Genomic DNA, 21887 nt, shown 5'->3' on the forward strand with positions numbered 1-21887 from the left:
ACTCTGGCAGGAGCCGCCGACACCCGCGATGCGGACATCGCGGGTGTCGGACGCGGATCAGGCAGCGGTCGCGAACGGCGCGGCCGCGAGGACCGTCAAGGCGTCGGCTGCGGCATCCACCGTCACCGTCCCGCCGTCGACCAGCGCGCCGGTCACGAACAGATCGGCGATGCGGTCGTCGACCTCGCGCTGGATCAGCCGGCGCAGCGGCCGGGCGCCGTACTCCGGCTCGTACCCGTGCTCAGCGAGCCAGGCGACGGCCTCGTCGGTGACGACCAGACCCACGTCGCGCTTGGCGAGGCGGGAATCGGAAGCCGCCAGCAGCAGCCGCACGATGCTCTGCAGCTGCGGCTTCTCGAGCTTGCGGAACAGCACGATCTCGTCGATGCGGTTGAGGAACTCGGGCCGCATCGCCTCGCGGAGCTTCGCGAACACGCGGTCGCGCAGGTCCTTCTCCGAGCCGAAGCCCGTCGAGCCGCCGCCGTCGGCGAGGAAGCCGATGGCGCCGCCGCGCGAGGCGAGGAACTCCGACCCGAGGTTCGAGGTCATGACGACCACCGTGTTGCGGAAGTCGACCGTGCGGCCCTGCCCGTCGGTGAGGCGCCCGTCGTCGAGCACCTGCAGCAACAGGTTGAACACGTCGGGGTGCGCCTTCTCGATCTCGTCGAACAGCACGATCGAGTACGGGTTGCGCCGCACGCGCTCGGTGAGCTGGCCGGCCTCGTCGTACCCGACGTATCCGGGAGGGGCTCCGACGAGACGCGACACCGTGTGGCGCTCGCCGAACTCGCTCATGTCGAAGCGGACGACGGCGGTCTCGTCGTCGAAGAGACTCGCCGCGAGCGCCTTGGCCAGCTCGGTCTTGCCGACGCCGGTGGGGCCGAGGAACAGGAACGAGCCCACCGGGCGGCGGGCATCGCCCATGCCGGTGCGGTTGCGGCGCACGGCCTTGGCGACCGCCGTCACAGCGTCGTCCTGCCCGATCACGCGATCGTGCAGCTCGTCCTCGAGCGAGGCGAGACGCTCGCGCTCGGTCTCGGTGAGGCGGTTGACCGGGATGCCGGTGGCCCGGCTGATCACGGCCGCGATCTCGGGCTCGTCGACGATCGCGGCGGTGGTGGTCGCGGCGCCGGCGGCGGTGGCGCGCTCGAGGCGCTCCTGCACCTCGGCGATCTGGTCGCGGATCTGCGAGGCCTCTTCGTAGTGCTCGGCCGAGACGGCGGCGTTCTTGTCGGCCTCCAGCGTCGCGAGGCGCTCCACGAGCGCGCTCACGTCCACCTTCGATCCGAGGCTCAGCCGCAGGCGCGCGCCGGCCTGGTCGATGAGGTCGATGGCCTTGTCGGGCAGCACGCGCTCGCTCAGGTACCGGTCGCTCAGTTCGACGGCGGCGCGCAGCGCCTCGTCGGTGTAGACGATGCCGTGGTGCTCCTCGTACGCGGGCTTGAGACCGCGCAGGATCAGGACGGCGTCCTCGATCGACGGCTCGCCGACGCGCACCGGCTGGAAGCGCCGCTCCAGCGCCGGGTCCTTCTCGATGACGCGGTACTCCTTGAGCGTCGTGGCGCCCACGAGGTGCAGCTCACCACGTGCCAGACGCGGCTTGAGGATGTTGCCGGCGTCCATGCCGCCGTCGCCCGCACCACCGGCGCCCACCACGGTGTGCACCTCGTCGATGAACACGATGAGCTCGCCCTTGCGGGCGGAGATCTCGTCCATCGTCTTGGTGAGGCGCTCCTCGAAGTCGCCGCGGTAGCGGGTGCCGGCGAGCATGGCCGGCAGGTCGAGGGCGACGACGCGCTTGCCGAGCAACTGCTCGGGGACGGCGCCGTCGACGATCGCCTGCGCCAGGCCCTCGACGATCGCGGTCTTGCCGACGCCCGCCTCGCCGACGAGCACCGGGTTGTTCTTGGTGCGGCGGCTGAGGATCTCGATCGTCTGCTCGATCTCGTCGGCGCGGCCGATCACGGGGTCGAGCTCGCCCGCGAGTGCGCGTGCGGTCAGGTCGGTGCCGTAGGTGTCGAGCATCGGAGAGGCGGATGCCGCGGCATCCTGCTCTCCGTCGGTCGACGTCGTCCCCGACGGCGTCACCGTCTCGCGCGCCCCCTGCGTGAGCGCCTCGGCGGTGACGCCGGCACGCGCCAGCACCTGGCCGGCGGGCGTGTCCTGCGCGAGCACGAGGGCGAAGAAGAGGTGCTCGGGGTCGACGTACGTCGAACCCGACGAACGCGCCACCTGGAACGAGTGGAACAGCGCACGCTGCACGGACGGCGTGATCACGGCGCCGTCGACGTCGGCTGGGGCGGATGCTGCCGGCAGACGCTCCTCGGTGGCCCGGACGATCGCGTCGGGGTCGGCGCCGATGCCACGGATCGCCTCGCGCGCGGGCGCCTCGGCGGCGAGGATGCGGAGCACGTGCAGGGCGTCGAGCTCGCGCTGGCCGCGGTCGAGCGCATACTTGCCGGCGCGCTGCAGCAGCTCCTGCGTGCGTGCGCCGAGGAAGCGGCTGAGGTCGATCGAGCGCTCCGCTCGGGCGCGCTCCCCCGCGAGGTAGCGCGCCAGGAAGTCGTCGAACGCGCTGCCGTCACCGGGCTGGGAGTTGAAGTCTTCGGGCATTCCCGCTCTCCTGAAACTTGAGTGGACAGGTATCAAGTTATGAACTTGACACAGGCGATGTCAAGTTCAACGGGAGAGATCTGCAGGTATTCCCCAGCGGGCGAAACAGTTCGACACCGCGTGGATGTCGGCGACCGGGCGTAGCGTCAGGCTCGGAGGGGACCCGTTCAGCAAGAAGAGGGAGAACCATGGACTGGAAGATCGAGCTCATCTTCGTGCCGGTCACGGATGTCGACCGCGCCAAGGAGTTCTACGAACGGATCGGCTGGAACGTCGACCACGACCAGACCCCGTTCGACGGTCTGCGCTTCGTGCAGGTGACGCCACCCGGTTCTGCCTGCTCGATCGCGTTCGGGACGGGTCTCGGCATCGATCTGGAGCCCGGCAGGCAGAAGACGGTGCAGCTCGTGGTCGCCGACGCCGACGAGGCTCTGGCACATCTGAAGGGCGTCGACGTCGACGCCCGCGGGGTGGACGAGCAGGCGTGGGGACGGTTCGTGCAGTTCGACGACCCCGACGGCAACACCTGGACGCTGCAGCAGCTGCCGCCCCGCTGAGCCGGTCACACCCGAGTCAGTCGCGTCCGCCGGGCGGTCCGATGATGAGCAGCACGGCGAACAGCGCCACTACGGCGAGGGCGATGAGGACGCCGAGCACCCAGGGCCGGCGCAGGAACCAGCGCATCAGCCGGTCGTACCAGCGTCCGTCTCGCGGGTCGTCGGTCGCTTCGAGGCGCCACGCGCCCGCGAGCCGGCCGGTGCGCTGCAGCCAGATCTCGGCGGGAATGGTCGCGTACGGGACGATGGCGCTCACGAGCGCGACGACGGTGGGCCCTACGCGCCAGCGGTTGTTGAGGGCGACCAGGATCACGGTCGCGCCGTATGACAGGAAGATGAAGCCGTGGATGCCGCCGCCGATCGTGACGCCGAGCGCCCAGTCGGTCGTGGCCCGGACGATCAGTCCGACGATGAGGAGCGTCCACGAGATCGCCTCGGCGATCGCGAGGGCACGGAAGAGGGTGTGAGGGGTTCGGAACACACCTTCAGCCTAACTGAAAGTGCTTCAGGCTTTCTGAAGGTCAGCCGTGCGCCTCGCCCGCGAGGCCGATCGGCTCCTCGTGCAGTCCCCGCAGCGCCGCCGCCAGGTCCGGCGCCCCGGCGGCCAGCCCGGCGTCGAGCGCGGCGAGCCGCTGCTCGGCGGCCTGCAGCACCTCGCCTCCGCGCGCGGTCACGCGCAGGTCCGACGCGGCCCCCGCATGCGCGGTGGCGTCCGCGACGAGCCCGTCACCGACGAGCGCCTGCACCGCCGTGTGGGCGGACTGGACCGTCACCTGCGAGCGACGCGCCAGCTCACTGAACGAGATGCCCGGCGTCGAGCGGATGTGGGCGAGCAGACCGTACTTGCGCGTGGTGAGCCCGAGGTCTCGCAGCTGAGCGCCGAGGTGCGCGTCCCATACGCTCGCCACGGTGAGCAGCGAGATGACAGGACTGAAGGGACGCTCGGACGACACGGGGTAAATGCTAGCCCGCTACCGTGGAGCGGTGACGTTCTCGCTCGACAGCCTGCGCCGCCGGCCCGATGTCGAGGCACCCGATCTCGTCGCGGTGGATGCCGCCGACCGGCTGATCCTCGACGAATCCGCCGCCGCGCGTGCCGAGGCGGACGATGGTCGGCTGGTGGTGATCGGCGACGCCTATGGTGCGCTCACGCTCGGCTCTGCCGCGGCCGGCGCACGCGGCATCCGCGTCCACCAGGACCCGCTCACCGGCGAGCGGGCGCTGCACGCGAACGCGAACGCGTCCGGGTTGGACGGGACGTTCGCATCCCGCGCGCTCGACGCGGATCTCGTGCGCGATGCGCGTGTCGTGCTGCTCCGTCTGCCGCGCTCGCTCGACGCGCTCCGCGACATCGCCGGCCTGCTCGCCGCGCACGCGTCACGCGATGTCGTCGTGTTCGCAGGAGGCCGAGTCAAGCACATGACACTCGTGATGAACGATGTGCTGCGCGCCGACTTCGCACACCTGGACGTCACCCTCGCCCGCCAGAAGTCCCGCGTCCTCATCGCGCGCGACCCGGGGGCCGGCCGCGACCCGGCTCCGGCCTGCGCGACCCACGACGGGCTGGTCGTGTGCGCTTTCGGCGGAGCCTTCGCAGGCACCGCCGTCGACATCGGCACCCGGTTCCTGCTGGACCATCTTCCGGCCCGCCTCCCGGCCGACGGCAGCGTCATCGACCTCGCGTGCGGGACCGGCGTCATCGCCACGACGCTGGCTCTGCGGCATCCTTCGCTCAAGGTGATCGGGTGCGACCAGTCGGCCGTCGCCGTGGCCTCGGCGCGCGCCACCGCGGCGGCGAACGGGGTCGCCGAGCGCGTCTCGATCGTCCGCGACGACATGCTGGGCGCGCAAGCCGACGGATCCGCGGCGTTCATCGCGCTCAACCCGCCGTTCCATTCCGGCGCCGCCGTGCACGAGGGCATCGCGCCGCGGATGTTCGCCGAGGCGGCACGCGCGCTGCGCGTCGGCGGCGAACTGTGGACGGTGTGGAACTCGGGGCTGCAGTACCGGCCGGCACTCGAGCGCCTCGTCGGACCGACGCGGCAGATCGCGCGCAACGCGAAGTTCACGATCACGGCGTCGGCGCGACGCTGACGGGTGGTCCAGGGCTGAGTTGACCGGGGGGCCGACGCGAGATGCCGGCTCCCCCGGTAGCCACGGGCTCGGGACCCGCGGCCGGGGCGCCGGACCGGGGCTCCGGCAGTCTCCCCCGCCCTAGAGACGACGATCTGGCGTGGTTATTACGCGGCTCGGTCGAATCTCACTGAATTCCACGATGTGGATACGCAATTCTTCCTTGTGGAATTCCTGGCTTCGTTCTTACACTTATCGGGCGCCGCGACATCGACGTCGCGCGGAATCGATGGAGAACCCCGTGTCGGAACAGCTGACGAACGAGCACGTCGCCCACACCGCGATCTCGATGACCGGAACGGTCCACGAGATCCCCGAGTCGACGAGCCCCCGTCTGTACAACCGCGACCTCGCCCCCCAGCAAGCGCGCGGGCCGCAGCTGGAGCGCCTACAGCATCTTCACGCTGTGGGCCAACGACGTGCACAGCCTCGGCAATTACGCCTTCGCGATCGGGCTCTTCGCGCTGGGACTGGGTGGCTGGCAGCTGCTCGCCGCCCTCGCGATCGGGGCGGTGTTCCTCTTCCTGCTGCTGACGCTCTCGGGCTTCATGGGTGAGAAGACTGGCGTGCCCTTCCCCGTCATGAGCCGCATCTCGTTCGGCATCTACGGCGCGCAGATCCCCGCCCTGGTCCGCGGCGGCGTGGCGATCGCATGGTTCGGCGTGCAGACCTTCCTCGCCTCGCTCGTGCTGCGCGTCGCGCTCATCGCCGTCTTCCCTGGCCTCCAGCCGCTCGACGAGAACAGCATCCTGGGCCTGTCGACTCTCGGCTGGATCACGTTCGTCGCGCTGTGGATCGTGCAGGTCATCATCGTCAGCTACGGCATGGAGATGATCCGCAAGTACGAGGCCTTCGCGGGGCCGATCATCCTCATCACCTTCCTCGCTCTCGCGATCTGGATGCTCGCCGAGGCCGGCTTCACGATCTCGTGGCAGACCGAGGGCGCCTTCACGGGCGCCGAGATGTGGGGCCACATCTTCGGCGGCGCCGCGCTGTGGATCGCGATCTACGGCACGTTCGTCCTCAACTTCTGCGACTTCACGCGCGGCGCCACGTCCAAGAAGGCGATCGTCCGCGGCAACTTCTGGGGCATCCCGGCCAACATGCTGCTGTTCGGCGCCATCGTCGTCACGCTCGCCGGCGCACAGTACGCGATCGACGGCCGCATCATCGAATCGCCCGCCGACATCGTGGCGGCGATCCCCCACACCGCGCTGCTCGTGCTCGCCTCGCTCGCGCTCATCGTCCTGACGGTCGCGGTGAACCTCATGGCCAACTTCGTGGCGCCGACGTACGCGCTGACGAACCTGTTCCCGAAGCACCTGAACTTCCGTCGCGCCGCGCTCATCTCGGCGGTCATCGGCCTCGTGATCCTGCCGTGGAACCTGTACAACTCGCCCGTGGTGATCGTGTACTTCCTCGGCGGGCTCGGCGCGCTGCTCGGTCCGCTGTTCGGCATCATCATGGTCGACGCCCTGGTGACCGATGCGCCGGAGCTTCCCGGCCTCGACGGGCGCAAGATGTCGAAGAGCTACGGCAACGCCATCGCTCTCGGCATGACCGAAGACGAGACCGCCGCTGCCATCCGCCGCGCCCGCACCGACTCCGACCGCGAAATCGCCTACGACCCCGAGAACCGTCCCGGGGTCGCCGGCCTGCTCGCCACCGCGGCCCTCGTCCAGGGCCGCACGCCGCACGAGGTCGCCGCCGAGATCGGGGCGGCCGGAAGCGGCGCCCTCAAGCGGCTCACCACCGAGGCGGTCAACGAGTACCTGCGCCCGCACCGCGAGAGACGGGCCGCGCTGTCGTCCGCCGACGCCGCTGCCGTGCTCCGAGAGGGCAACGCACGGGCCAACGCCGTCGCCGACCACACGCTCGACGAGGTGCGCGCCGCGATGGGCATGGTCTACTGAGATGGTGGATGCCGGGCGCCCGGCATCCACCATCTCAAAGGTCGATCAGAACGAGGTGGTCAGAAGTCCCAGTCCTCGTCCTCGGTGGCCTCGGCCTTGCCGATGACATACGACGAGCCCGATCCCGAGAAGAAGTCGTGGTTCTCATCGGCGTTCGGCGACAGGGCCGACAGGATCGCCGGGTTCACGTCGGTGACCGTCGAGGGGAACATCGCCTCGTAGCCCAGGTTCATGAGCGCCTTGTTGGCGTTGTAGTGCAGGAACTTCTTGACGTCCTCGGTGAGGCCGACGCCGTCGTAGAGGTCCTGCGTGTACTGCACCTCGTTGTCGTAGAGCTCGTAGAGCAGCGAGAACGTGTAGTCCTTGATCTCGTCGCGCTTGGCCTGGTCGATCGTCTCGAGCCCACGCTGGAATTTGTAGCCGATGTAGTACCCGTGCACGGCCTCGTCGCGGATGATGAGGCGGATGAGGTCGGCCGTGTTCGTCAGCTTCGCGCGGCTCGACCAGTGCATCGGCAGGTAGAAGCCCGAATAGAACAGGAACGACTCCAGCAGGGTCGAGGCGACCTTGCGCTTGAGGGGCTCGTCGCCGCGGTAGTACTCCATGACGATCTGAGCCTTCTTCTGAAGGTTCGGGTTCTCGACCGACCAGCGGAACGCCTCGTCGATCTCTTTCGTCGAGCACAGCGTCGAGAAGATCGACGAGTACGACTTCGCGTGCACCGACTCCATGAACGCGATGTTCGTGTACACGGCCTCTTCGTGCGGCGTGATCGCGTCCGGGATCAGCGACACCGCGCCCACCGTGCCCTGGATCGTGTCGAGCAGGGTGAGCCCCGTGAACACCCGCATCGTGAGGGTCTGCTCGTCGGGCGTCAGCGTGTTCCACGACTGGATGTCGTTCGACAGCGGCACCTTCTCGGGCAGCCAGAAGTTGTTCACGAGGCGGTTCCACACCTCGAGGTCCTTGTCGTCCTGGATGCGGTTCCAGTTGATCGCCTGAACGTGGTTCAGGAGCTGGAGCTTCTCGCTCATCTTTCCTTCTTCTCCAAAAAATCCCTGGTCAGAGCATCAAAGCGTGCACGAGACGCACTCGGTCATGTCCGTACCCTCCAGCGCCATCTGGCGGAGGCGGATGTAGTAGATCGTCTTAATGCCCTTGCGCCAGGCGTAGATCTGAGCCTTGTTGATGTCGCGCGTGGTGGCGGTGTCCTTGAAGAACAGCGTCAGCGACAGGCCCTGGTCGACGTGCTGGGTGGCGGCGGCGTACGTGTCGATGACCTTCTCGTAGCCGATCTCGTAGGCGTCCTGGTAGTACTCCAGGTTGTCGTTCGTCATGAACGCCGCCGGATAGTAGACGCGACCGAGCTTGCCTTCCTTGCGGATCTCGATCTTCGCCGCGATCGGGTGGATCGACGACGTCGAGTTGTTGATGTACGAGATCGAGCCGGTCGGCGGAACCGCCTGCAGGTTCTGGTTGTAGATGCCGTGCTGCTGGATCGAGGCCTTCAGCGCGCGCCAGTCGTCCTGCGTCGGGATGTGGTGCCCGGCGAACATCTCCTTGACCTTCTCGGTCGCGGGCGCCCACTCCTGCTCGAGGTACTTGTCGAAGAACTCGCCGGTGGCGTACTTCGAGTCCCAGAACCCGTCGAACACCTCGCCGCGCTCGATCGCGATCTTGTTGGACGCGGTGAGCGCGTGGAACAGCACCGAGTAGAAGTAGATGTTCGTGAAGTCGACGCCCTCTTCCGAGCCGTAGTACACGTGCTCACGGGCGAGGTAGCCGTGCAGGTTCATCTGGCCGAGGCCGATGGCGTGCGAGCGGTCGTTGCCGTCCTCGATCGAGCGGACGGAGGCGATGTGGCTCTGCTGGCTGACCGCGGTGAGTGCGCGGATGCTGGTCTCCACGGTCTTGGCCAGGTCTCCGCCGTCCATCGCCAGCGCGATGTTGAGCGAGCCCAGGTTGCACGAGATGTCCTTGCCGATCTGGTCGTACGACAGGTCCTCGTTGAACGTGGTGGGCGTGTTGACCTGCAGGATCTCGGAGCACAGGTTGGACATGTTGATCCGGCCCTTGATCGGGTTGGCCTTGTTCACCGTGTCTTCGAACATGATGTACGGGTAACCCGACTCGAACTGGATCTCGGCGAGGGTCTGGAAGAACTCGCGCGCGTTGATCTTCGTCTTCTTGATGCGCGGGTCGTCGACCATCTCGCGGTACTTCTCGGTGACCGAGATGTCGCCGAACGGCACGCCGTAGACGCGCTCGACGTCGTACGGCGAGAACAGGTACATGTCTTCGCCGTTCTTGGCGAGCTCGAACGTGATGTCGGGCACGACGACACCCAGCGAGAGCGTCTTGATGCGGATCTTCTCGTCGGCGTTCTCGCGCTTGGTGTCGAGGAACCGCATGATGTCGGGGTGGTGCGCGTTGAGGTAGACCGCGCCGGCGCCCTGACGCGCACCGAGCTGGTTGGCGTACGAGAAGGAGTCTTCGAGCAGCTTCATCACGGGGATGATGCCGCTCGACTGGTTCTCGATCTGCTTGATCGGGGCGCCCGACTCGCGGATGTTCGACAGCAGCAGCGCCACGCCGCCGCCGCGCTTGGACAGCTGCAGCGCGGAGTTGATGCCGCGCGCGATCGACTCCATGTTGTCTTCGATGCGCAGCAGGAAGCACGAGACGAGCTCGCCGCGCTGCGCCTTGCCGGCGTTGAGGAACGTCGGGGTGGCCGGCTGGAAGCGGCCCGAGATGATCTCTTCGACGAGGCCGACGGCGAGCCGCTCGTCGCCGTCCGCGAGTGCCAGCGCGGTCATCACGACGCGGTCCTCGAACCGCTCCAGGTACCGCTTTCCGTCAAAGGTCTTGAGCGTGTAGCTCGTGTAGTACTTGAACGCCCCGAGGAAGGTCTCGAAGCGGAACTTCTTGGAGTAGGCCAGGTCGTTGAGCTTCTGGATGAACTCGAACGAGTACTTGTCGAGGACCGCGCCCTCGTAGTACTCCTTCTCGACCAGGTAGTCCAGACGCTCTTTGAGCGAGTGGAAGAACACCGTGTTCTGGTTCACGTGCTGCAGGAAGTACTCCCGCGCCGCGCGCTTGTCGGCGTCGAACTGGATCTGCCCGTTCGCGTCGTACAGGTTGAGCATCGCGTTGAGGGCGTGATAGTCCATGCCCTCGAAGCGCGCCTCCGTCTTGAAGTCGGCCTGCGTCAGAGTTCCCACCATCGTTCCAATCCCGCGGTCACGCGTTCCACATCTTCAGGCGTGCCGAATACCTCTAGCCGGTACAAGTGCGGCACGTGACACTTGCGGCTGATGATGTCGCCGGCGATGCAGAAGTGCTCGCCGAAGTTGGTGTTCCCTGCGGAGATCACTCCGCGGATCAGGCTGCGGTTTCGCTCGTCGTTGAGGAACCGGATGACCTGCTTGGGAACGGCGCCCTTCTCGACTCCCCGCCCTTGGCCTCCGCCATAGGTGGGTGTCACCAGGACGTACGGCTCGTCGACCACGAGCGCCGGATCCGTCGAATGGAGCGGGATCCGGACTGCTCGTGCGCCGAGCTTCTCGATGAACCGCGCGGTGTTGCCCGACACGCTCGAGAAGTAGACCAGCAGCGGTGCGCTCGTCGCGACAATGCTCATGCCTGCCCCCTTTCGACGAGACAGACCTGAGGGCGGTGGTTGAGCGCCGCCGAAACCTCAGGCCAGACGCGCGGCGAGCTCGTCGATCTTGTCGGGACGGAAGCCCGACCAGTGGTCCTCATCGGTGATGACGACCGGCGCCTGGAGGTACCCCAGCGCCTTGACCTGCTCGAGGGCCGTGGGGTCCTCGGAGAGGTCGTGGACTTCGTACTCGATGCCCTTCGAGTCGAGGGCTCGGTAGGTCGCCGTGCACTGCACGCATGCGGGCTTCGTGTAGACCGTGATCGCCATGTCGATTCTGCTCCCGTCGTTACTTCTCCGGCAGTCCCCCCGCCGGGAGACCAATACTACATATGGGTACCGACATCCGTAAGCACCACAAGGGCTAGTAGTTACATCGGTGTGATTTTCCACCGTTCTCCCCATGTACAACACAGGTTCTCCACGGATTCATCCACAGCCCTGGGGCTCTCGAAACCGCCGGGATCACGGGGCTTTCAGGAGCCACGGCCGCTTCCCTCCACAGCCCCGACGGTAGACGCGGGGTCCGACATCGGATTCGGCTGTGGAATGCGTCCCCGGCGTGTCGCGCACCTGGTCGGCGTGTCGTCGGCGTGTCGTGGTGCGACGGCCGTGGCGTAACGTTGTCTGGTGGCCGGCTACGGGGATCTTCTGCGCACTCCTGGCGTCCTCCGCATGATCTCGGCCCAGCTGGTCGCGCGGTTCCCCAACGGCATGATCAGCCTGGTGATCCTCCTCCACATCGAGGGCATCACCGGCTCGTACGGCGCCGCGGGAGTCGTCCTCGCGGCCGTGTCGATCGGCCAGGCGATCGCGGGCCCCGTGACCAGCCGGTGGATGGGCCGCTGGGGCATGCGGCGGGTCCTGACGCTCACGACGCTCGTGTCGGCGGCATCCCTCCTCTCCATCGCGTTCCTCATCGCGCCGGTGCCGGTGTACGTCGTGCTGGGGTTCGTCGCGGGGATGTCGACGCCGCCGATCGTGTCGGCCGTGCGCACCATCTACCCCAAGCTCGTCAACTCGAAGCAGCTCACGGGGCTGTACTCGCTGGACGCGTCGCTCCAGGAGATCATCTGGATCCTCGCGCCCGTGCTGATCACCTTCGTCGCCACGCAGGCCGGCACGGTCGTCGGCCTCGTGCTGGTCGTGGTCATCCTGCTGTCGGGGTGCGCGTGGTTCATCCTCTCGCCCGAGGTCGGCCGCGTGCGCATCCCGCGCAGCAAGCGGTCGCTGGGCAAGGTGCTCACACGTCCGCCGATCCTCCTCGCCACGGTCATCGGCTTCCTGTTCATCGGCTCGTTCTCGGCCGTCGAGGCGAGCGTCGTGGCGACGTTCTCGCACGGCGGCGTCGAGGCCGGTCTCGTGCTCGCGGTGTTCTCGGTCGGCAGCCTCGCAGGCGGGCTCGCGTTCGGCCATCTGCCGATGGGGCGCTGGGCGATGGTGCGCCGGCTGGCAGTGGTGACCTTCGGCCTCGTGCTCACGACCCTGTGGCTGAACGTGTGGTGGATCGGCGCGACCCTGTTCGTGGCGGGCATCGGCATCGCACCGGCTCTGGGCGTGCTGTCGGCCATGACGACCGCGAGCGTCAAGTTCAGCGACACGGCCGAGGCGTTCGGCTGGGTCGGCACCGGGCAGCTGATCGGCGCCGCGGTCGGCTCCGCGGTGGCCGGCTTCCTCATCGACGGTCCGGGCGGCGTCACGGCGGCGTACGTGGCGGCGGCCTCGTTCTGTGCGCTCGCCCTGGTCGTGGCGCTCGTCTTCGTGCGGCATCAGCCCGATCTGCGCGAGCGGGGCGCGAGCCCCATCCCCGACACCGAGCCGGTGCCGACGATCGGCTGACCGCGCCCGTCGGTCGCTTCGGCCGCGAGGCATCCCAGATCAGGAGATCTCGCGAAGACAGGACGGTCTGCGACGAAACGGCCTGCGTCCGCGAGATCTCCTGATTTCGGGAAGTGGATGCCGCCCCCGCCGGCTCAGGCGAGACGTCGCAGCAGCTCCAACAGTGCGAGGGCGTAGGCGTCGGCGGGTTCGGGGTGCTCGAAGACCTTGCGGTCCCCCGCGACGACGATCTCGACCTCGTGCGTGTCGGGCAGCCGCGTGAGCGACCGGAACGCGCCGCGCAGCAGCTCGCGCAGCTGGTGCTCGTGCGGCAGCCACAGCGCGTCTTCCAGTGCGACGGAGTCGAGTGCCCATTCGGTGGTGCCGTTGAAGGCCAGGATGCGGCCGGTCGGGTACTCCCGCGGCTCGATCGTCATCTCGCTGACCGTGAAGACGTCGGCCTCGAACTCGGGCTCGTCGAGCTGGAAGCGGTCGCCCGAGTGCGGGTGCCACACCAGTCCCGCGTCGCGCAGGGCCATCGCCAGTTCCGTCGAGATCACGCCAACCTCCGCCTCCATCCTGCCGTGCGTGACGCCGGGTGGCGCGCAGGGCAGGGTGTCTCGCGCTCTGCTCCTAGGCTGAGCGCATGTCTGCGCCCCTCTCGCTCCCCCGCCTGTCGTGGGGCTCGGCCGCCGCCGAGCGCCGCGCGCTGCTCGTGCACGGACTGGGTTCCACCGGCGCCCTGATGTGGCGCTACGGTGTGGCGCTCGCCGATGCCGGCTGGCGCGCCGACGCCGTGGATCTGCGCGGACACGGCGCCGCCCCGCGCGCGCTGGATTACACACTTGCCGCCTACGGGAGCGATGTCGCGGCCGCCCGGCCCGCCGACGGCGGACCCTGGGACCTCGTCATCGGCCACTCGCTGGGCGGGGCGGCCTCCGTCCTCGCGGCGGCGGGCGACCCCGCTTGGACCCGCAGGCTGCTGCTCATCGACCCCGCGATCGCGCTCGGGACCGACGATCGTGCCGGGATCGGCGCGGGGCTCGCCGCCGCGTTCGACGACCCGACGCAAGAGGCGGTTCGCCGCGCGCACCCGCACTGGCACCCGCAGGACATCGAGCTGAAGGCGCTCGCCTCGCAGCAGACGAGCCGGTGGGCCGTCGAGCAGACGACTGCCCAGAACCCGACGTGGGACGTGACGGATGCCGCACGGGAGGTGGCGGTCCCGGTCGACGTGATCGCCGCCGGCACGGGCTCGATCTTCCGCGACACGCCGGTCGAGGCGGCGGTCGCCGCCAACGCCCATTTCTCGCCCGCCGTCGTGATCGACGGCGCCGGACACTCGCCGCACCGCGACCGCCCCGAGGCGACGATCGAGGCGGTCCTCGCGCTGCTGCGCTGAGGCACCTCCTCGCCGAACCGCGCAGGCGGGGGAAGAATGGCGGGGTGACGCTCTTCGATCCGACACGGTTCCTGCCCGATGACCTACTCGAGCGCTTCCGCGCCCGCGCCGCCGTCCACGACCGCGAGAACACCTTCCCGGACGACGACCTCGCCGACCTGAAGGCGGCCGGGTACCTCGCGATCCTCGTGCCGGAGGCGCTCGGGGGCTCGGGACTGGGCCTGGCCGAGGCATCCATCCTTCAGCAGCGTCTTGCGGGTGCGGCGCCGGCCACCGCCCTCGCGATCAACATGCATCTGGTGTGGACCGGCGTCGCCAAAGTGCTCGCCGACCGCGGCAGCGACGACCTGCGCTTCGTGCAGGAGGGCGCGGCGGACGGCGAGGTGTTCGCGTTCGGGATCAGCGAGGCCGGCAACGATCTCGTCCTGTTCGGGAGCGGGACGGATGCCGCACCGCTCCCCGACGGCGGCTACTCGTTCACCGGCACGAAGATCTTCACGTCGCTCTCGCCGGTGTGGACGCAGCTGGGCCTGCACGGCCTCGACACGTCGTCGGACGACGCGCCGCGGATGGTGTACGCGTTCGTGCCGCGCTCGGAGGTGCGGACCGGCCGCGTCGTCGTCCGCGACGACTGGGACACGCTCGGCATGCGCGGCACGCAGTCGCGCACGACCGAGCTCCACGATGCGGTCGCTCCCGCGGACCGGGTGGTGCGACGTCTGGCGCCGGGGCCGAACCCCGACCCGCTCGTGTTCGGCATCTTCAGCGTCTTCGAGCTGCTGCTCGCCTCCGTGTACACCGGCATCGCGCGGCGTGCGCTCGAGCTCGCCGTCGCCACCGCCGCCAAGCGCACCTCGAAGCGCACCGGCAAGGCCTACAGCCAGGACCCCGACATCCGCTGGCGCATCGCCGACATGGCTCTCGCGTACGACGCGCTGCCGCCGCAGATCGATTCGCTCGCCCGCGACGTGGACGAGCTCGCCGATCGCGGATCCCAGTGGTTCGCGCTGCTCGCCGGCGTCAAGCACCGAGCAGTGACAGCCGCCAAGGCCGTCGTCGACGAGGCGGTGCTGGTCGCGGGCGGGTCCTCGTACTTCTCGGGCAACGAACTCGGCCGCTTGTACCGGGATGTGCTGGCGGGACTCTTCCACCCGTCCGACCCCGAGTCGGCGCACTCCACCGTCGCGACCGCCTGGCTCGGTCCGGTCGAGGACTGACGTGTCCGGCACCGCGACGGCGACCTCGCCCGTCGGCCTGAGCCCGGCCGATCAGGAGCGCCGCCGCGCTCTGCGGCGCATGAAGGGAGTGGCGCTCGGAGCGCTGCTGTTCATGGCGGCGCTGTTCGCGGTGTCGTTCGCCTTCCAGCAGGAGGTGCCGGCGCTGGCGTACCTGCGTGCCGCGGGCGAGGGCGGCATGGTCGGCGCGCTGGCGGACTGGTTCGCGGTCACGGCGCTGTTCCGGCATCCGCTGGGCATCCCGATCCCGCACACCGCGATCATCCCGAGCCGCAAGGACGAGATCGGCCGCACACTCGGGGAGTTCGTCGAGACGGAGTTCCTGCGCGGCGACGTGGTGCGCACGAAGCTCGTCGAGACGCCCATCGCGGCGCGGCTCGGCGAGTGGCTGGGCACGCCCGTGCATGCCGAGCGCGTGGCCGCCGAGGCGTCGGTGATGGCGTCCAGCGTGCTGCAGGCGCTCAGCGACGACGACGTGCGCGACGTGATCGAAGAGCTCGCACGCGAGCACCTCATCGCCCCGGAGTGGGGCCCGCCGCTGGGCGAATGGCTGCAGCGCATCGTGGATGCCGGCGCGCACCGCGGCGCCGTCGACCTCGCAGCCGACAGCATCGCCGCATGGCTCGCCGCCAACCACCGCGCCTTCACCGGTCTCGTCTCGCGGCGCCTGCCGTCGTGGGTGCCGTCGGTGGCGCACCGGCTCGTCGACGACACCGTCTACAACGAGGCGGTCAAGTTCGTCGGAGCGGTGCAGCGCGACCCCCGGCATCCCGCCCGTCTCGCGATCGACGGCTATCTCGAGCGTCTCGCCTCCAACCTGCAGCACGACCCCGCGACCATCGGGCGCTTCGAGGATGCCAAGCTCGCCGTGTTCGACAGCCCGCGGGTGCGCGAGCTCGCGGCCGAAGCCTGGGCGACGGCCAAGGCGGGTCTGCTGCGCTCGCTCGCCGATCCCGAGAGCGGACTGCGGCGACGCGCCGTGGCGGCGCTCGTTGAGGTCGGCGAGCGGATGACGACGGATCCCGCGCTGCAGCGCCGAGTGGACTCGTGGGTCACCGACGCCGCGGTGTTCCTCGTCGACCGCTACCGGCACGACATCGCCTCGATCATCACCGACACCGTCGAGCGGTGGGACCCGGCCGAGACCACCGAGAAGATCGAGCTCATGGTCGGCCGCGACCTGCAGTACATCCGCCTCAACGGCACGATCGTGGGGGCGCTCGCGGGCGTCGCGATCTTCACGGTCGCGCACGCCCTGCTCGGGTAGCGTTCAGTCGTGGCGCTCTCTCACGACGAACTCTGGCCGCGCGCCGGCGCGTGGCCGCGCATCGACTCCGGCGGGGGGTGGGATGCCGTCCTGCTGGGCGTCCCGGCGCACCGCACCTCGATCTCGCCCACCGGGGCGCACGCGACCCCGGGCGCGATCCGCGAGGCGCTGCGCCGGTACAGCCCCACCCTCCTCGGGCCACCGCCGGTCGACCTGAACGAGGTGCTGCGCATCGCTGACGCGGGCGACGTCGACGAACCGGACGGGCCCGCGGGCGAGGCATCCGTCCGCGCCGCGGTGGGGGCACTGCGCGGGCGGGCCGATCTCGTGATTGCGCTCGGCGGCGACAACTCCCTCACTTACGCCGTGACGCAGGGCGCCGCCGCAGACGGCCTCATCACGATCGACGCGCACTTCGACCTGCGCGACGGCGTGTCGAATGGGTCCCCCGTGCGGCGGCTCGTCGAGGACGGGCTCGACGGACGCCGCGTCGTGCAACTCGGCATCGCCGACTTCGCGAACTCGGCCGCCTACGCGCGCCGCGCCGCCGACCTCGGAATCACGGTCATCACCATGGACGAGGTGCGCCGCCGGGGCGCCGCTTCTGTCATGGACGAAGCTGTGCAGATCGCCGGCGCCGGAGGCGGCGCGATCCACCTGGACATCGACGTCGACGTGTGCGACCGCTCCGTGGCGCCGGGCTGCCCCGCGTCTGTGCCCGGCGGGCTGGCGGCGTGGGAGCTGCGGGCGCTCGTGCGGGCGGCGGCCGCCGATCCGCGCCTGCACAGCGCGGACATCGCCGAGGTCGACGCCACCGCCGACGCCCCGGACGGGCGCACCGTGCGCCTCGCCGCGCTGTGCGTCCTCGAGCTGCTCGCCGGCCTCGCGGCGCGCCGGAGTGCCGCATGATCCGCCTGGCGCTGGTGCGCCACGCCAAGTCGGACTGGGGCGACCCGGACCTCGCCGATCACGACCGTCCCCTCAACGACCGCGGCATGCGGGATGCCCCGGTGATGGCGGCCCGGCTGGCGGCATCCGGATTCCGCCCCGACGTCATCCTCACCAGCACCGCGCTGCGCGCCCGCACGACGGCGGAGGCGTTCGCTGCCGAGCTCGGCGTCGCGGTCTCGCGCGATCCGGCGCTGTACGGGGCGCCGGCCGCGACGCTGCTGGCCGCCGCGGCCGCCGCGGGGATGCCGTCGATCATGGTCGTCGCGCACGACCCGGGCATGACCGTGCTCGCCGGGCGGCTGTCGGGCGACGGCATCGCCCACATGCCCACATGCGCCGTTGCGACGTTCACGTGGCAGGAGGACGATTGGGACGTCGCGACCGCGCTCGACCCTGACGACTGGACCTTCGACACGCCTCGCTGACGCGGCCCGGGGCGAGAGGACGCTCGGCGATGGTGAGGATCCGACCGCTCGCGGAGCAGGACGTCTCGGCCGTGGACGCCCTGTGGGACGGTGATGCGGTGCCCTTCGGGGGCGCGGCGACCCAGCTCAGCGTGTTCTCGTCGGTTCCGGGCCGCGTGGTCGTCGCCGAGGACGACCATGGCGCGATCCTCGGCCACGCGAGCCTGCTCCGTCGCGCGGCGTGGCGCGGTGCCTACGCGCCGTTCCGGGTGCGGGTCACCCCGACCGCCCGCGGCGCGGGGATCGGCCGGGCCCTGTGGGAGGCGCTCGCCCCGGAGCGCGAGGCGTGGGAGTCCGGTCGATTCGTGACGTCCGTCGACAGGGACGACCCCGAGAGCCGCCGCACCGCCGCCCGCCACGGCGGCGCCGAAGTCGGCCTGCACATCGTGAGCCGTCTTGATCTCACGGCATCGCCGCCGGCGACCCAGCCTCCCGATCCGCGTGCGAGGGTGCACCATCCCGACCTCGCGGACCGCGCCGAGCGCGACCGCCTATACCGGTTCCTCACCGAGCGCGGCGAGGACGCGCCCGACGCCGGGCCGGGCGTCGTGCTGCTGCAGCGCGAGATGTTCGACGCGTGGTTCACACAGGACTGGCAGGCCGTGGTGCTGCGCATCGCCGACGAGGACGTCGCACTCACGACGGCGATGGGCGACGGCGATGCCGCCCACATCGTGTTCACGGGCGTCGTCCCCGCTCACCGCGGGCGCGGGCTGGCGACCTGGGTCAAGCAGGTGCACGCCGACGAGATGCGCCGCCGCGGGTTCCGGACGCTGCGCACCGAGAACATGGCCGACAACGCCGCGATCCTCGCCGTGAACGCGCGTGCGGGCTTCCACCCCGTCGCGGGTTACGTGGACATCGCCTTCGATCCCGCCTGAGCCGGAGCCACCGCCTGAGGGCTCTCCGCCCGGGGCTGCGGTGTCAGAGCGGGGTGCCGCCGAGCCACACCGTGTGGACGAGCGGGACGCCGGGGCGATACGCGAGGTGCACACGGGTGGGGGCGTCGAGCATCACGAGATCGGCGCGCGCACCGGGCCGCACCACGCCGACGTCGGTGCGTCGCAGCGCCTGGGCGCCACCGGCGGTCGCCGCCCACACCGCCTCGGCGGGCGTCATTCCCATCTCGCGCACGGCGAGGGCGATCATGAGCGGCATCGAGCTGGTGAAGCTCGAGCCGGGGTTGCAGTCGCTGGCGAGCGCAACGGTGACGCCGGCGTCGAGGAGGCGGCGGGCGTCGGGGTACGGCTGGCGCGTCGAGAACTCCACCCCCGGCAGCAGCGTCGCGACGGTCGACGAGCCCGCGAGGGCCGCGACGTCGTCGTCCGACAGGTACGTGCAGTGGTCGACGGAAGCCGCTCCCATCGCCACGGCCAGTCGCACACCCTCGCCGGGGCCGAGCTGGTTGCCGTGCACGCGCGGCAGCAGGCCGTGGGCCATCCCGGCGGCGAGGACGCGGCGGGACTCCTCGGGCGTGAAGGCGCCGCGCTCGCAGAACACGTCCACCCACCGGGCGTGCGGTGCGCACGCGCGCAGCATCTCGTCGCACACGAGGTCGACGTACTCGTCGCGCCGCTCGGAGTACTCCGCAGGCACGACGTGCGCGCCCAGGTAGGTGACCTCGGGCGTGACCTCGGCCGCGAGCCGCGCCAGGCGCGCTTCGTCGTCGACGGTGAGCCCGTAGCCCGTCTTGACCTCGAACGTCGTCGTCCCCTGCGCGTGCAGCTCGCGCGTGAACCCCTTCAGGCGCCGGCGCAGCTCCTCGTCGCTCGCGGCCCGCGTCGCGGCGACCGTCCGCCGTATGCCACCGGCCGCATACGGCGTGCCGGTCATGCGCGCCTCGAACTCGTCGGCCCGGTCGCCGCCGAACACGACGTGCGTGTGGCTGTCGACGAAGCCCGGCATGACCGCCCGGCCGCCGGCATCCACTGTTCCCAGCGCGTCGGCGTGCGGTGCGTCGGACGCCGCGCCCGCCCAGGCGATGCGGTCGCCCTCGAGCAGCACCGCCGCCTCGTGCAGCGTCCCGAGGGCGTCACCGGGCCGTGCGACGTTGGTCGTCAGCTCGCCGATGTTGGTGATGAGTGTCGCGGTCATGTCACCCTCTCTCTTTCGTGTCCCGAAGTTCGCCGCGCCGCGGGGCCTGAGGGCGGTGAACTTCGGGACATGGATGCCGCCGTCAGGCGTCCAGCATCGGCACCTGCAGGCCGCGCTCGACCGCCACCTCGCGAGCCCGGTCATACCCGGCGTCCACGTGACGCATCACACCGGTGCCGGGGTCGTTCGTCAGCACGCGCTCGAGCTTCTCGGCGGCGAGCGCCGTGCCGTCGGCGACCGTGACCTGCCCGGCATGGATGCTGCGCCCGATGCCCACACCGCCGCCGTGATGGATCGACACCCACGCCGCTCCGGACGCGGTGTTGAGCAGGGCGTTCAGCAGCGGCCAGTCGGCGATCGCGTCGGAGCCGTCGGCCATCGCCTCGGTCTCGCGGTACGGGCTCGCGACCGAGCCGGCGTCGAGGTGGTCGCGGCCGATCACGATCGGCCCGGACAGCTCTCCCGAGGCGACCATCTCGTTGAACTTCAGTCCGGCGAGGTGGCGCTCCTTGTAGCCGAGCCAGCAGATGCGGGCGGGCAGCCCCTCGAAGTGCACGGCGTCGCCGGCCTTGTCGAGCCAGCGCACCAGCCCGGCGTTGTCGGGGAACAGCGCCTTGACCGCCTCGTCGGTCTTGCGGATGTCTTCGGGGTCTCCCGACAGCGCCACCCAGCGGAACGGTCCGCGGCCCTCGGCGAACTGCGGGCGGATGTACGCCGGCACGAACCCGGGGAACGCGAACGCCCGGTCGAAGCCGCCCAGCTGCGCCTCGGCGCGGATCGAGTTGCCGTAGTCGAAGACCTCGGCCCCGGCATCCTGGAATCCCACCATGGCGGCGACGTGCTTGGCCATCGAGCCGCGGGCGCGGGCGGTGAAGCCCTCGGGATCGCGGGATGCCTCGGCCTTCCAGTCCTCGAACGCGATGCCGACCGGCAGGTACGCCAGGGGGTCGTGGGCGCTGGTCTGGTCGGTGACGATGTCGACCGTGAGCTCGCCGGCGCGCTGGCGCAGCAGCACATCGCCGAACACCTCGGCTGCGTTGCCGACGACACCCACGCTGAGCGCTTCGCCGGCCTGCTTCGCGGCGACGACGCGGGCGAGAGCCGAGTCGAGGTCGGTCGTGTACTCGTCGAGGTAGCCGTGCTCGACGCGGCGGGCCAGGCGCGACTCGTCGACGTCGACGATGAGCACCGCTCCCCCGTTGAGCGTGACGGCGAGCGGCTGCGCGCCGCCCATGCCGCCGGCGCCGCCGGTGAGGGTGAGCGTGCCCGACAGGTCGTCGCGGCCCAGCGACCGGGCGACGGCGGCGAACGTCTCGTACGTGCCCTGGAGGATCCCCTGCGTGCCGATGTAGATCCACGAGCCCGCGGTCATCTGGCCGTACATCGTGAGGCCCAGCGCCTCGAGACGACGGAACTCGGGCCACGTCGCCCAGTCCCCCACGAGGTTCGAGTTGGCGATCAGCACGCGCGGCGCCCACTCGTGCGTGCGGAACACGCCGACCGGCTTGCCCGACTGCACCAGCAGGGTCTCGTCGGGCTCGAGCTCGTCGAGCGTGCGCACGATGGCGTCGAACGCCTGCCAGCTGCGTGCGGCACGGCCAGTGCCGCCGTACACGACGAGATCCTCGGGGTGCTCGGCGACCTCGGGGTCGAGGTTGTTCATGAGCATGCGCTTCGCGGCCTCGGCGCCCCAGCTCTTCGCGGTGCGCTCGGCGCCGCGCGGGGCGCGGACGGTGCGCGCCCCCGCTTCGGTGGTCGAGCTTGTCGAAACAGTCATCG

Annotated in this window: 20 protein-coding genes and 1 pseudogene; 11 read left to right on the plus strand and 10 right to left on the minus strand. The window is 70.0% G+C overall.

Translation table 11 applies throughout. The features are described from left to right. Nucleotides 1-57: 57 nt before the first annotated feature. Nucleotides 58-2613: an ATP-dependent Clp protease ATP-binding subunit gene (locus tag IF188_RS12260; protein WP_191172089.1), complete on the minus strand. Its 2556-nt coding sequence runs from the start codon at nucleotides 2611-2613 to the stop codon at nucleotides 58-60. A gap of 188 nt (nucleotides 2614-2801) precedes the next feature. Between IF188_RS12260 and IF188_RS12265 the strand changes: the two genes are divergently transcribed. Continuing rightward, on the plus strand, nucleotides 2802-3170 hold the full coding sequence (locus IF188_RS12265; protein WP_191172090.1) for a VOC family protein: 369 nt from the start codon (nucleotides 2802-2804) through the stop codon (nucleotides 3168-3170). Nucleotides 3171-3186: 16 nt separating this feature from the next. Here IF188_RS12265 and IF188_RS12270 read toward each other — a convergent pair whose 3' ends face one another. Next, the gene (locus IF188_RS12270; RefSeq protein WP_191172091.1) at nucleotides 3187-3651 is read right to left on the minus strand and encodes a DUF3817 domain-containing protein; all 465 of its coding nucleotides are present in this window, start codon (nucleotides 3649-3651) and stop codon (nucleotides 3187-3189) included. A gap of 40 nt (nucleotides 3652-3691) precedes the next feature. Then, entirely contained in the window at nucleotides 3692-4123 is a 432-nt protein-coding gene (locus IF188_RS12275; RefSeq protein ID WP_191172092.1) for a MarR family winged helix-turn-helix transcriptional regulator, read from the minus strand. 31 nt (nucleotides 4124-4154) lie between these two features. Between IF188_RS12275 and IF188_RS12280 the strand changes: the two genes are divergently transcribed. The 3 genes and pseudogenes from IF188_RS12280 to IF188_RS20170 all read left to right on the plus strand — a co-directional run bounded on the left by IF188_RS12280 (nucleotide 4155) and on the right by IF188_RS20170 (nucleotide 7216). Further along, nucleotides 4155-5264, plus strand: a complete 1110-nt coding sequence (locus tag IF188_RS12280) for a class I SAM-dependent methyltransferase (RefSeq protein WP_191172093.1) — start codon at nucleotides 4155-4157, stop codon at nucleotides 5262-5264. Between the two features lie 328 nt (nucleotides 5265-5592). Further along, nucleotides 5593-6775, plus strand: a pseudogene (locus tag IF188_RS12285) (cytosine permease); the annotation flags it as partial. Continuing rightward, entirely contained in the window at nucleotides 6767-7216 is a 450-nt protein-coding gene (locus IF188_RS20170) for a tryptophan--tRNA ligase (protein ID WP_224751822.1), read from the plus strand. The pseudogene IF188_RS12285 and the gene IF188_RS20170, both read left to right, overlap by 9 nt. Before the next feature lie 59 nt (nucleotides 7217-7275). Here the strand turns inward: IF188_RS20170 and nrdF are convergent, their stop codons facing one another. Genes nrdF through nrdH form a run of 4 tightly spaced genes read right to left on the minus strand, consistent with a single transcriptional unit; the run spans nucleotide 7276 to nucleotide 11147 of the window. Continuing rightward, complete coding sequence (gene nrdF / locus IF188_RS12290; RefSeq protein WP_191172094.1) at nucleotides 7276-8250, minus strand: class 1b ribonucleoside-diphosphate reductase subunit beta; 975 nt, start codon at nucleotides 8248-8250, stop codon at nucleotides 7276-7278. A gap of 36 nt (nucleotides 8251-8286) precedes the next feature. Continuing rightward, nucleotides 8287-10440 carry a class 1b ribonucleoside-diphosphate reductase subunit alpha gene (gene nrdE / locus IF188_RS12295; RefSeq protein ID WP_191172095.1) on the minus strand — a complete coding sequence of 718 codons (2154 nt, stop codon included), beginning with the start codon at nucleotides 10438-10440 and terminating at the stop codon, nucleotides 8287-8289. Then, nucleotides 10425-10856, minus strand: coding sequence for a class Ib ribonucleoside-diphosphate reductase assembly flavoprotein NrdI (gene nrdI / locus IF188_RS12300; protein WP_191172096.1), 432 nt, complete (start codon nucleotides 10854-10856; stop codon nucleotides 10425-10427). Before nrdI ends, nrdE begins: the two co-directional genes overlap by 16 nt. 57 nt (nucleotides 10857-10913) lie before the next feature. Further along, nucleotides 10914-11147 (minus strand): glutaredoxin-like protein NrdH, encoded by a 234-nt coding sequence (gene nrdH / locus IF188_RS12305; RefSeq protein WP_018172442.1) that lies wholly within the window; start codon nucleotides 11145-11147, stop codon nucleotides 10914-10916. Nucleotides 11148-11507: 360 nt separating this feature from the next. Here nrdH and IF188_RS12310 point away from each other — a divergent pair, with 360 nt between their 5' ends. Further along, nucleotides 11508-12716, plus strand: a complete 1209-nt coding sequence (locus tag IF188_RS12310; protein ID WP_191172097.1) for an MFS transporter — start codon at nucleotides 11508-11510, stop codon at nucleotides 12714-12716. A gap of 134 nt (nucleotides 12717-12850) precedes the next feature. On the opposite strand, the gene IF188_RS12315 is transcribed toward IF188_RS12310, so the two are convergent. Continuing rightward, the gene (locus tag IF188_RS12315; protein ID WP_191172098.1) at nucleotides 12851-13255 is read right to left on the minus strand and encodes a pilus assembly protein CpaE; all 405 of its coding nucleotides are present in this window, start codon (nucleotides 13253-13255) and stop codon (nucleotides 12851-12853) included. Nucleotides 13256-13341: 86 nt separating this feature from the next. Between IF188_RS12315 and IF188_RS12320 the strand changes: the two genes are divergently transcribed. The 6 genes from IF188_RS12320 to IF188_RS12345 all read left to right on the plus strand — a co-directional run bounded on the left by IF188_RS12320 (nucleotide 13342) and on the right by IF188_RS12345 (nucleotide 18895). Continuing rightward, a complete protein-coding gene (locus IF188_RS12320; RefSeq protein WP_191172099.1) occupies nucleotides 13342-14097 on the plus strand; it encodes an alpha/beta fold hydrolase in 756 nt (251 codons plus the stop codon). Nucleotides 14098-14141: 44 nt separating this feature from the next. Beyond that, nucleotides 14142-15314 (plus strand): acyl-CoA dehydrogenase family protein, encoded by a 1173-nt coding sequence (locus IF188_RS12325; protein ID WP_191172100.1) that lies wholly within the window; start codon nucleotides 14142-14144, stop codon nucleotides 15312-15314. 79 nt (nucleotides 15315-15393) lie between these two features. Continuing rightward, nucleotides 15394-16599 (plus strand): DUF445 domain-containing protein, encoded by a 1206-nt coding sequence (locus IF188_RS12330; protein ID WP_224751826.1) that lies wholly within the window; start codon nucleotides 15394-15396, stop codon nucleotides 16597-16599. 9 nt (nucleotides 16600-16608) lie between these two features. Next, nucleotides 16609-17508, plus strand: coding sequence for an arginase family protein (locus IF188_RS12335; RefSeq protein ID WP_191172102.1), 900 nt, complete (start codon nucleotides 16609-16611; stop codon nucleotides 17506-17508). Then, on the plus strand, nucleotides 17505-17975 hold the full coding sequence (locus IF188_RS12340) for a SixA phosphatase family protein (protein WP_191172103.1): 471 nt from the start codon (nucleotides 17505-17507) through the stop codon (nucleotides 17973-17975). The genes IF188_RS12335 and IF188_RS12340 overlap by 4 nt, the downstream gene beginning before the upstream one ends. A 29-nt stretch (nucleotides 17976-18004) precedes the next feature. Further along, entirely contained in the window at nucleotides 18005-18895 is an 891-nt protein-coding gene (locus IF188_RS12345) for a GNAT family N-acetyltransferase (protein WP_191172104.1), read from the plus strand. A gap of 43 nt (nucleotides 18896-18938) precedes the next feature. On the opposite strand, the gene hutI is transcribed toward IF188_RS12345, so the two are convergent. Both hutI and hutU read right to left on the minus strand, forming a co-directional pair. Continuing rightward, on the minus strand, nucleotides 18939-20108 hold the full coding sequence (gene hutI / locus IF188_RS12350; RefSeq protein ID WP_191172105.1) for an imidazolonepropionase: 1170 nt from the start codon (nucleotides 20106-20108) through the stop codon (nucleotides 18939-18941). An 82-nt stretch (nucleotides 20109-20190) separates the two neighbouring features. After that, nucleotides 20191-21885, minus strand: coding sequence for a urocanate hydratase (gene hutU / locus IF188_RS12355; RefSeq protein WP_191172106.1), 1695 nt, complete (start codon nucleotides 21883-21885; stop codon nucleotides 20191-20193). Nucleotides 21886-21887: the final 2 nt, after the last annotated feature.

Source organism: Microbacterium helvum, from assembly GCF_014779795.1.
Lineage (GTDB): Bacteria > Actinomycetota > Actinomycetes > Actinomycetales > Microbacteriaceae > Microbacterium > Microbacterium helvum.

What these genes read in the sequence shown, in the direction of transcription:
- IF188_RS12260 (WP_191172089.1), bottom strand. Translation starts at nt 2,613, where the DNA reads ATGCCCGAAGACTTCAACTCCCAGCCCGGTGACGGCAGCGCGTTCGAC.
- IF188_RS12265 (WP_191172090.1), top strand. Translation starts at nt 2,802, where the DNA reads ATGGACTGGAAGATCGAGCTCATCTTCGTGCCGGTCACGGATGTCGAC.
- IF188_RS20170 (WP_224751822.1), top strand. Translation starts at nt 6,767, where the DNA reads ATGGTCGACGCCCTGGTGACCGATGCGCCGGAGCTTCCCGGCCTCGAC.
- nrdF (WP_191172094.1), bottom strand. Translation starts at nt 8,250, where the DNA reads ATGAGCGAGAAGCTCCAGCTCCTGAACCACGTTCAGGCGATCAACTGG.
- nrdE (WP_191172095.1), bottom strand. Translation starts at nt 10,440, where the DNA reads ATGGTGGGAACTCTGACGCAGGCCGACTTCAAGACGGAGGCGCGCTTC.
- nrdI (WP_191172096.1), bottom strand. Translation starts at nt 10,856, where the DNA reads ATGAGCATTGTCGCGACGAGCGCACCGCTGCTGGTCTACTTCTCGAGC.
- nrdH (WP_018172442.1), bottom strand. Translation starts at nt 11,147, where the DNA reads ATGGCGATCACGGTCTACACGAAGCCCGCATGCGTGCAGTGCACGGCG.
- IF188_RS12320 (WP_191172099.1), top strand. Translation starts at nt 13,342, where the DNA reads ATGTCTGCGCCCCTCTCGCTCCCCCGCCTGTCGTGGGGCTCGGCCGCC.
- IF188_RS12330 (WP_224751826.1), top strand. Translation starts at nt 15,394, where the DNA reads ATGAAGGGAGTGGCGCTCGGAGCGCTGCTGTTCATGGCGGCGCTGTTC.
- IF188_RS12340 (WP_191172103.1), top strand. Translation starts at nt 17,505, where the DNA reads ATGATCCGCCTGGCGCTGGTGCGCCACGCCAAGTCGGACTGGGGCGAC.
- IF188_RS12345 (WP_191172104.1), top strand. Translation starts at nt 18,005, where the DNA reads ATGGTGAGGATCCGACCGCTCGCGGAGCAGGACGTCTCGGCCGTGGAC.
- hutI (WP_191172105.1), bottom strand. Translation starts at nt 20,108, where the DNA reads ATGACCGCGACACTCATCACCAACATCGGCGAGCTGACGACCAACGTC.
- hutU (WP_191172106.1), bottom strand. Translation starts at nt 21,885, where the DNA reads ATGACTGTTTCGACAAGCTCGACCACCGAAGCGGGGGCGCGCACCGTC.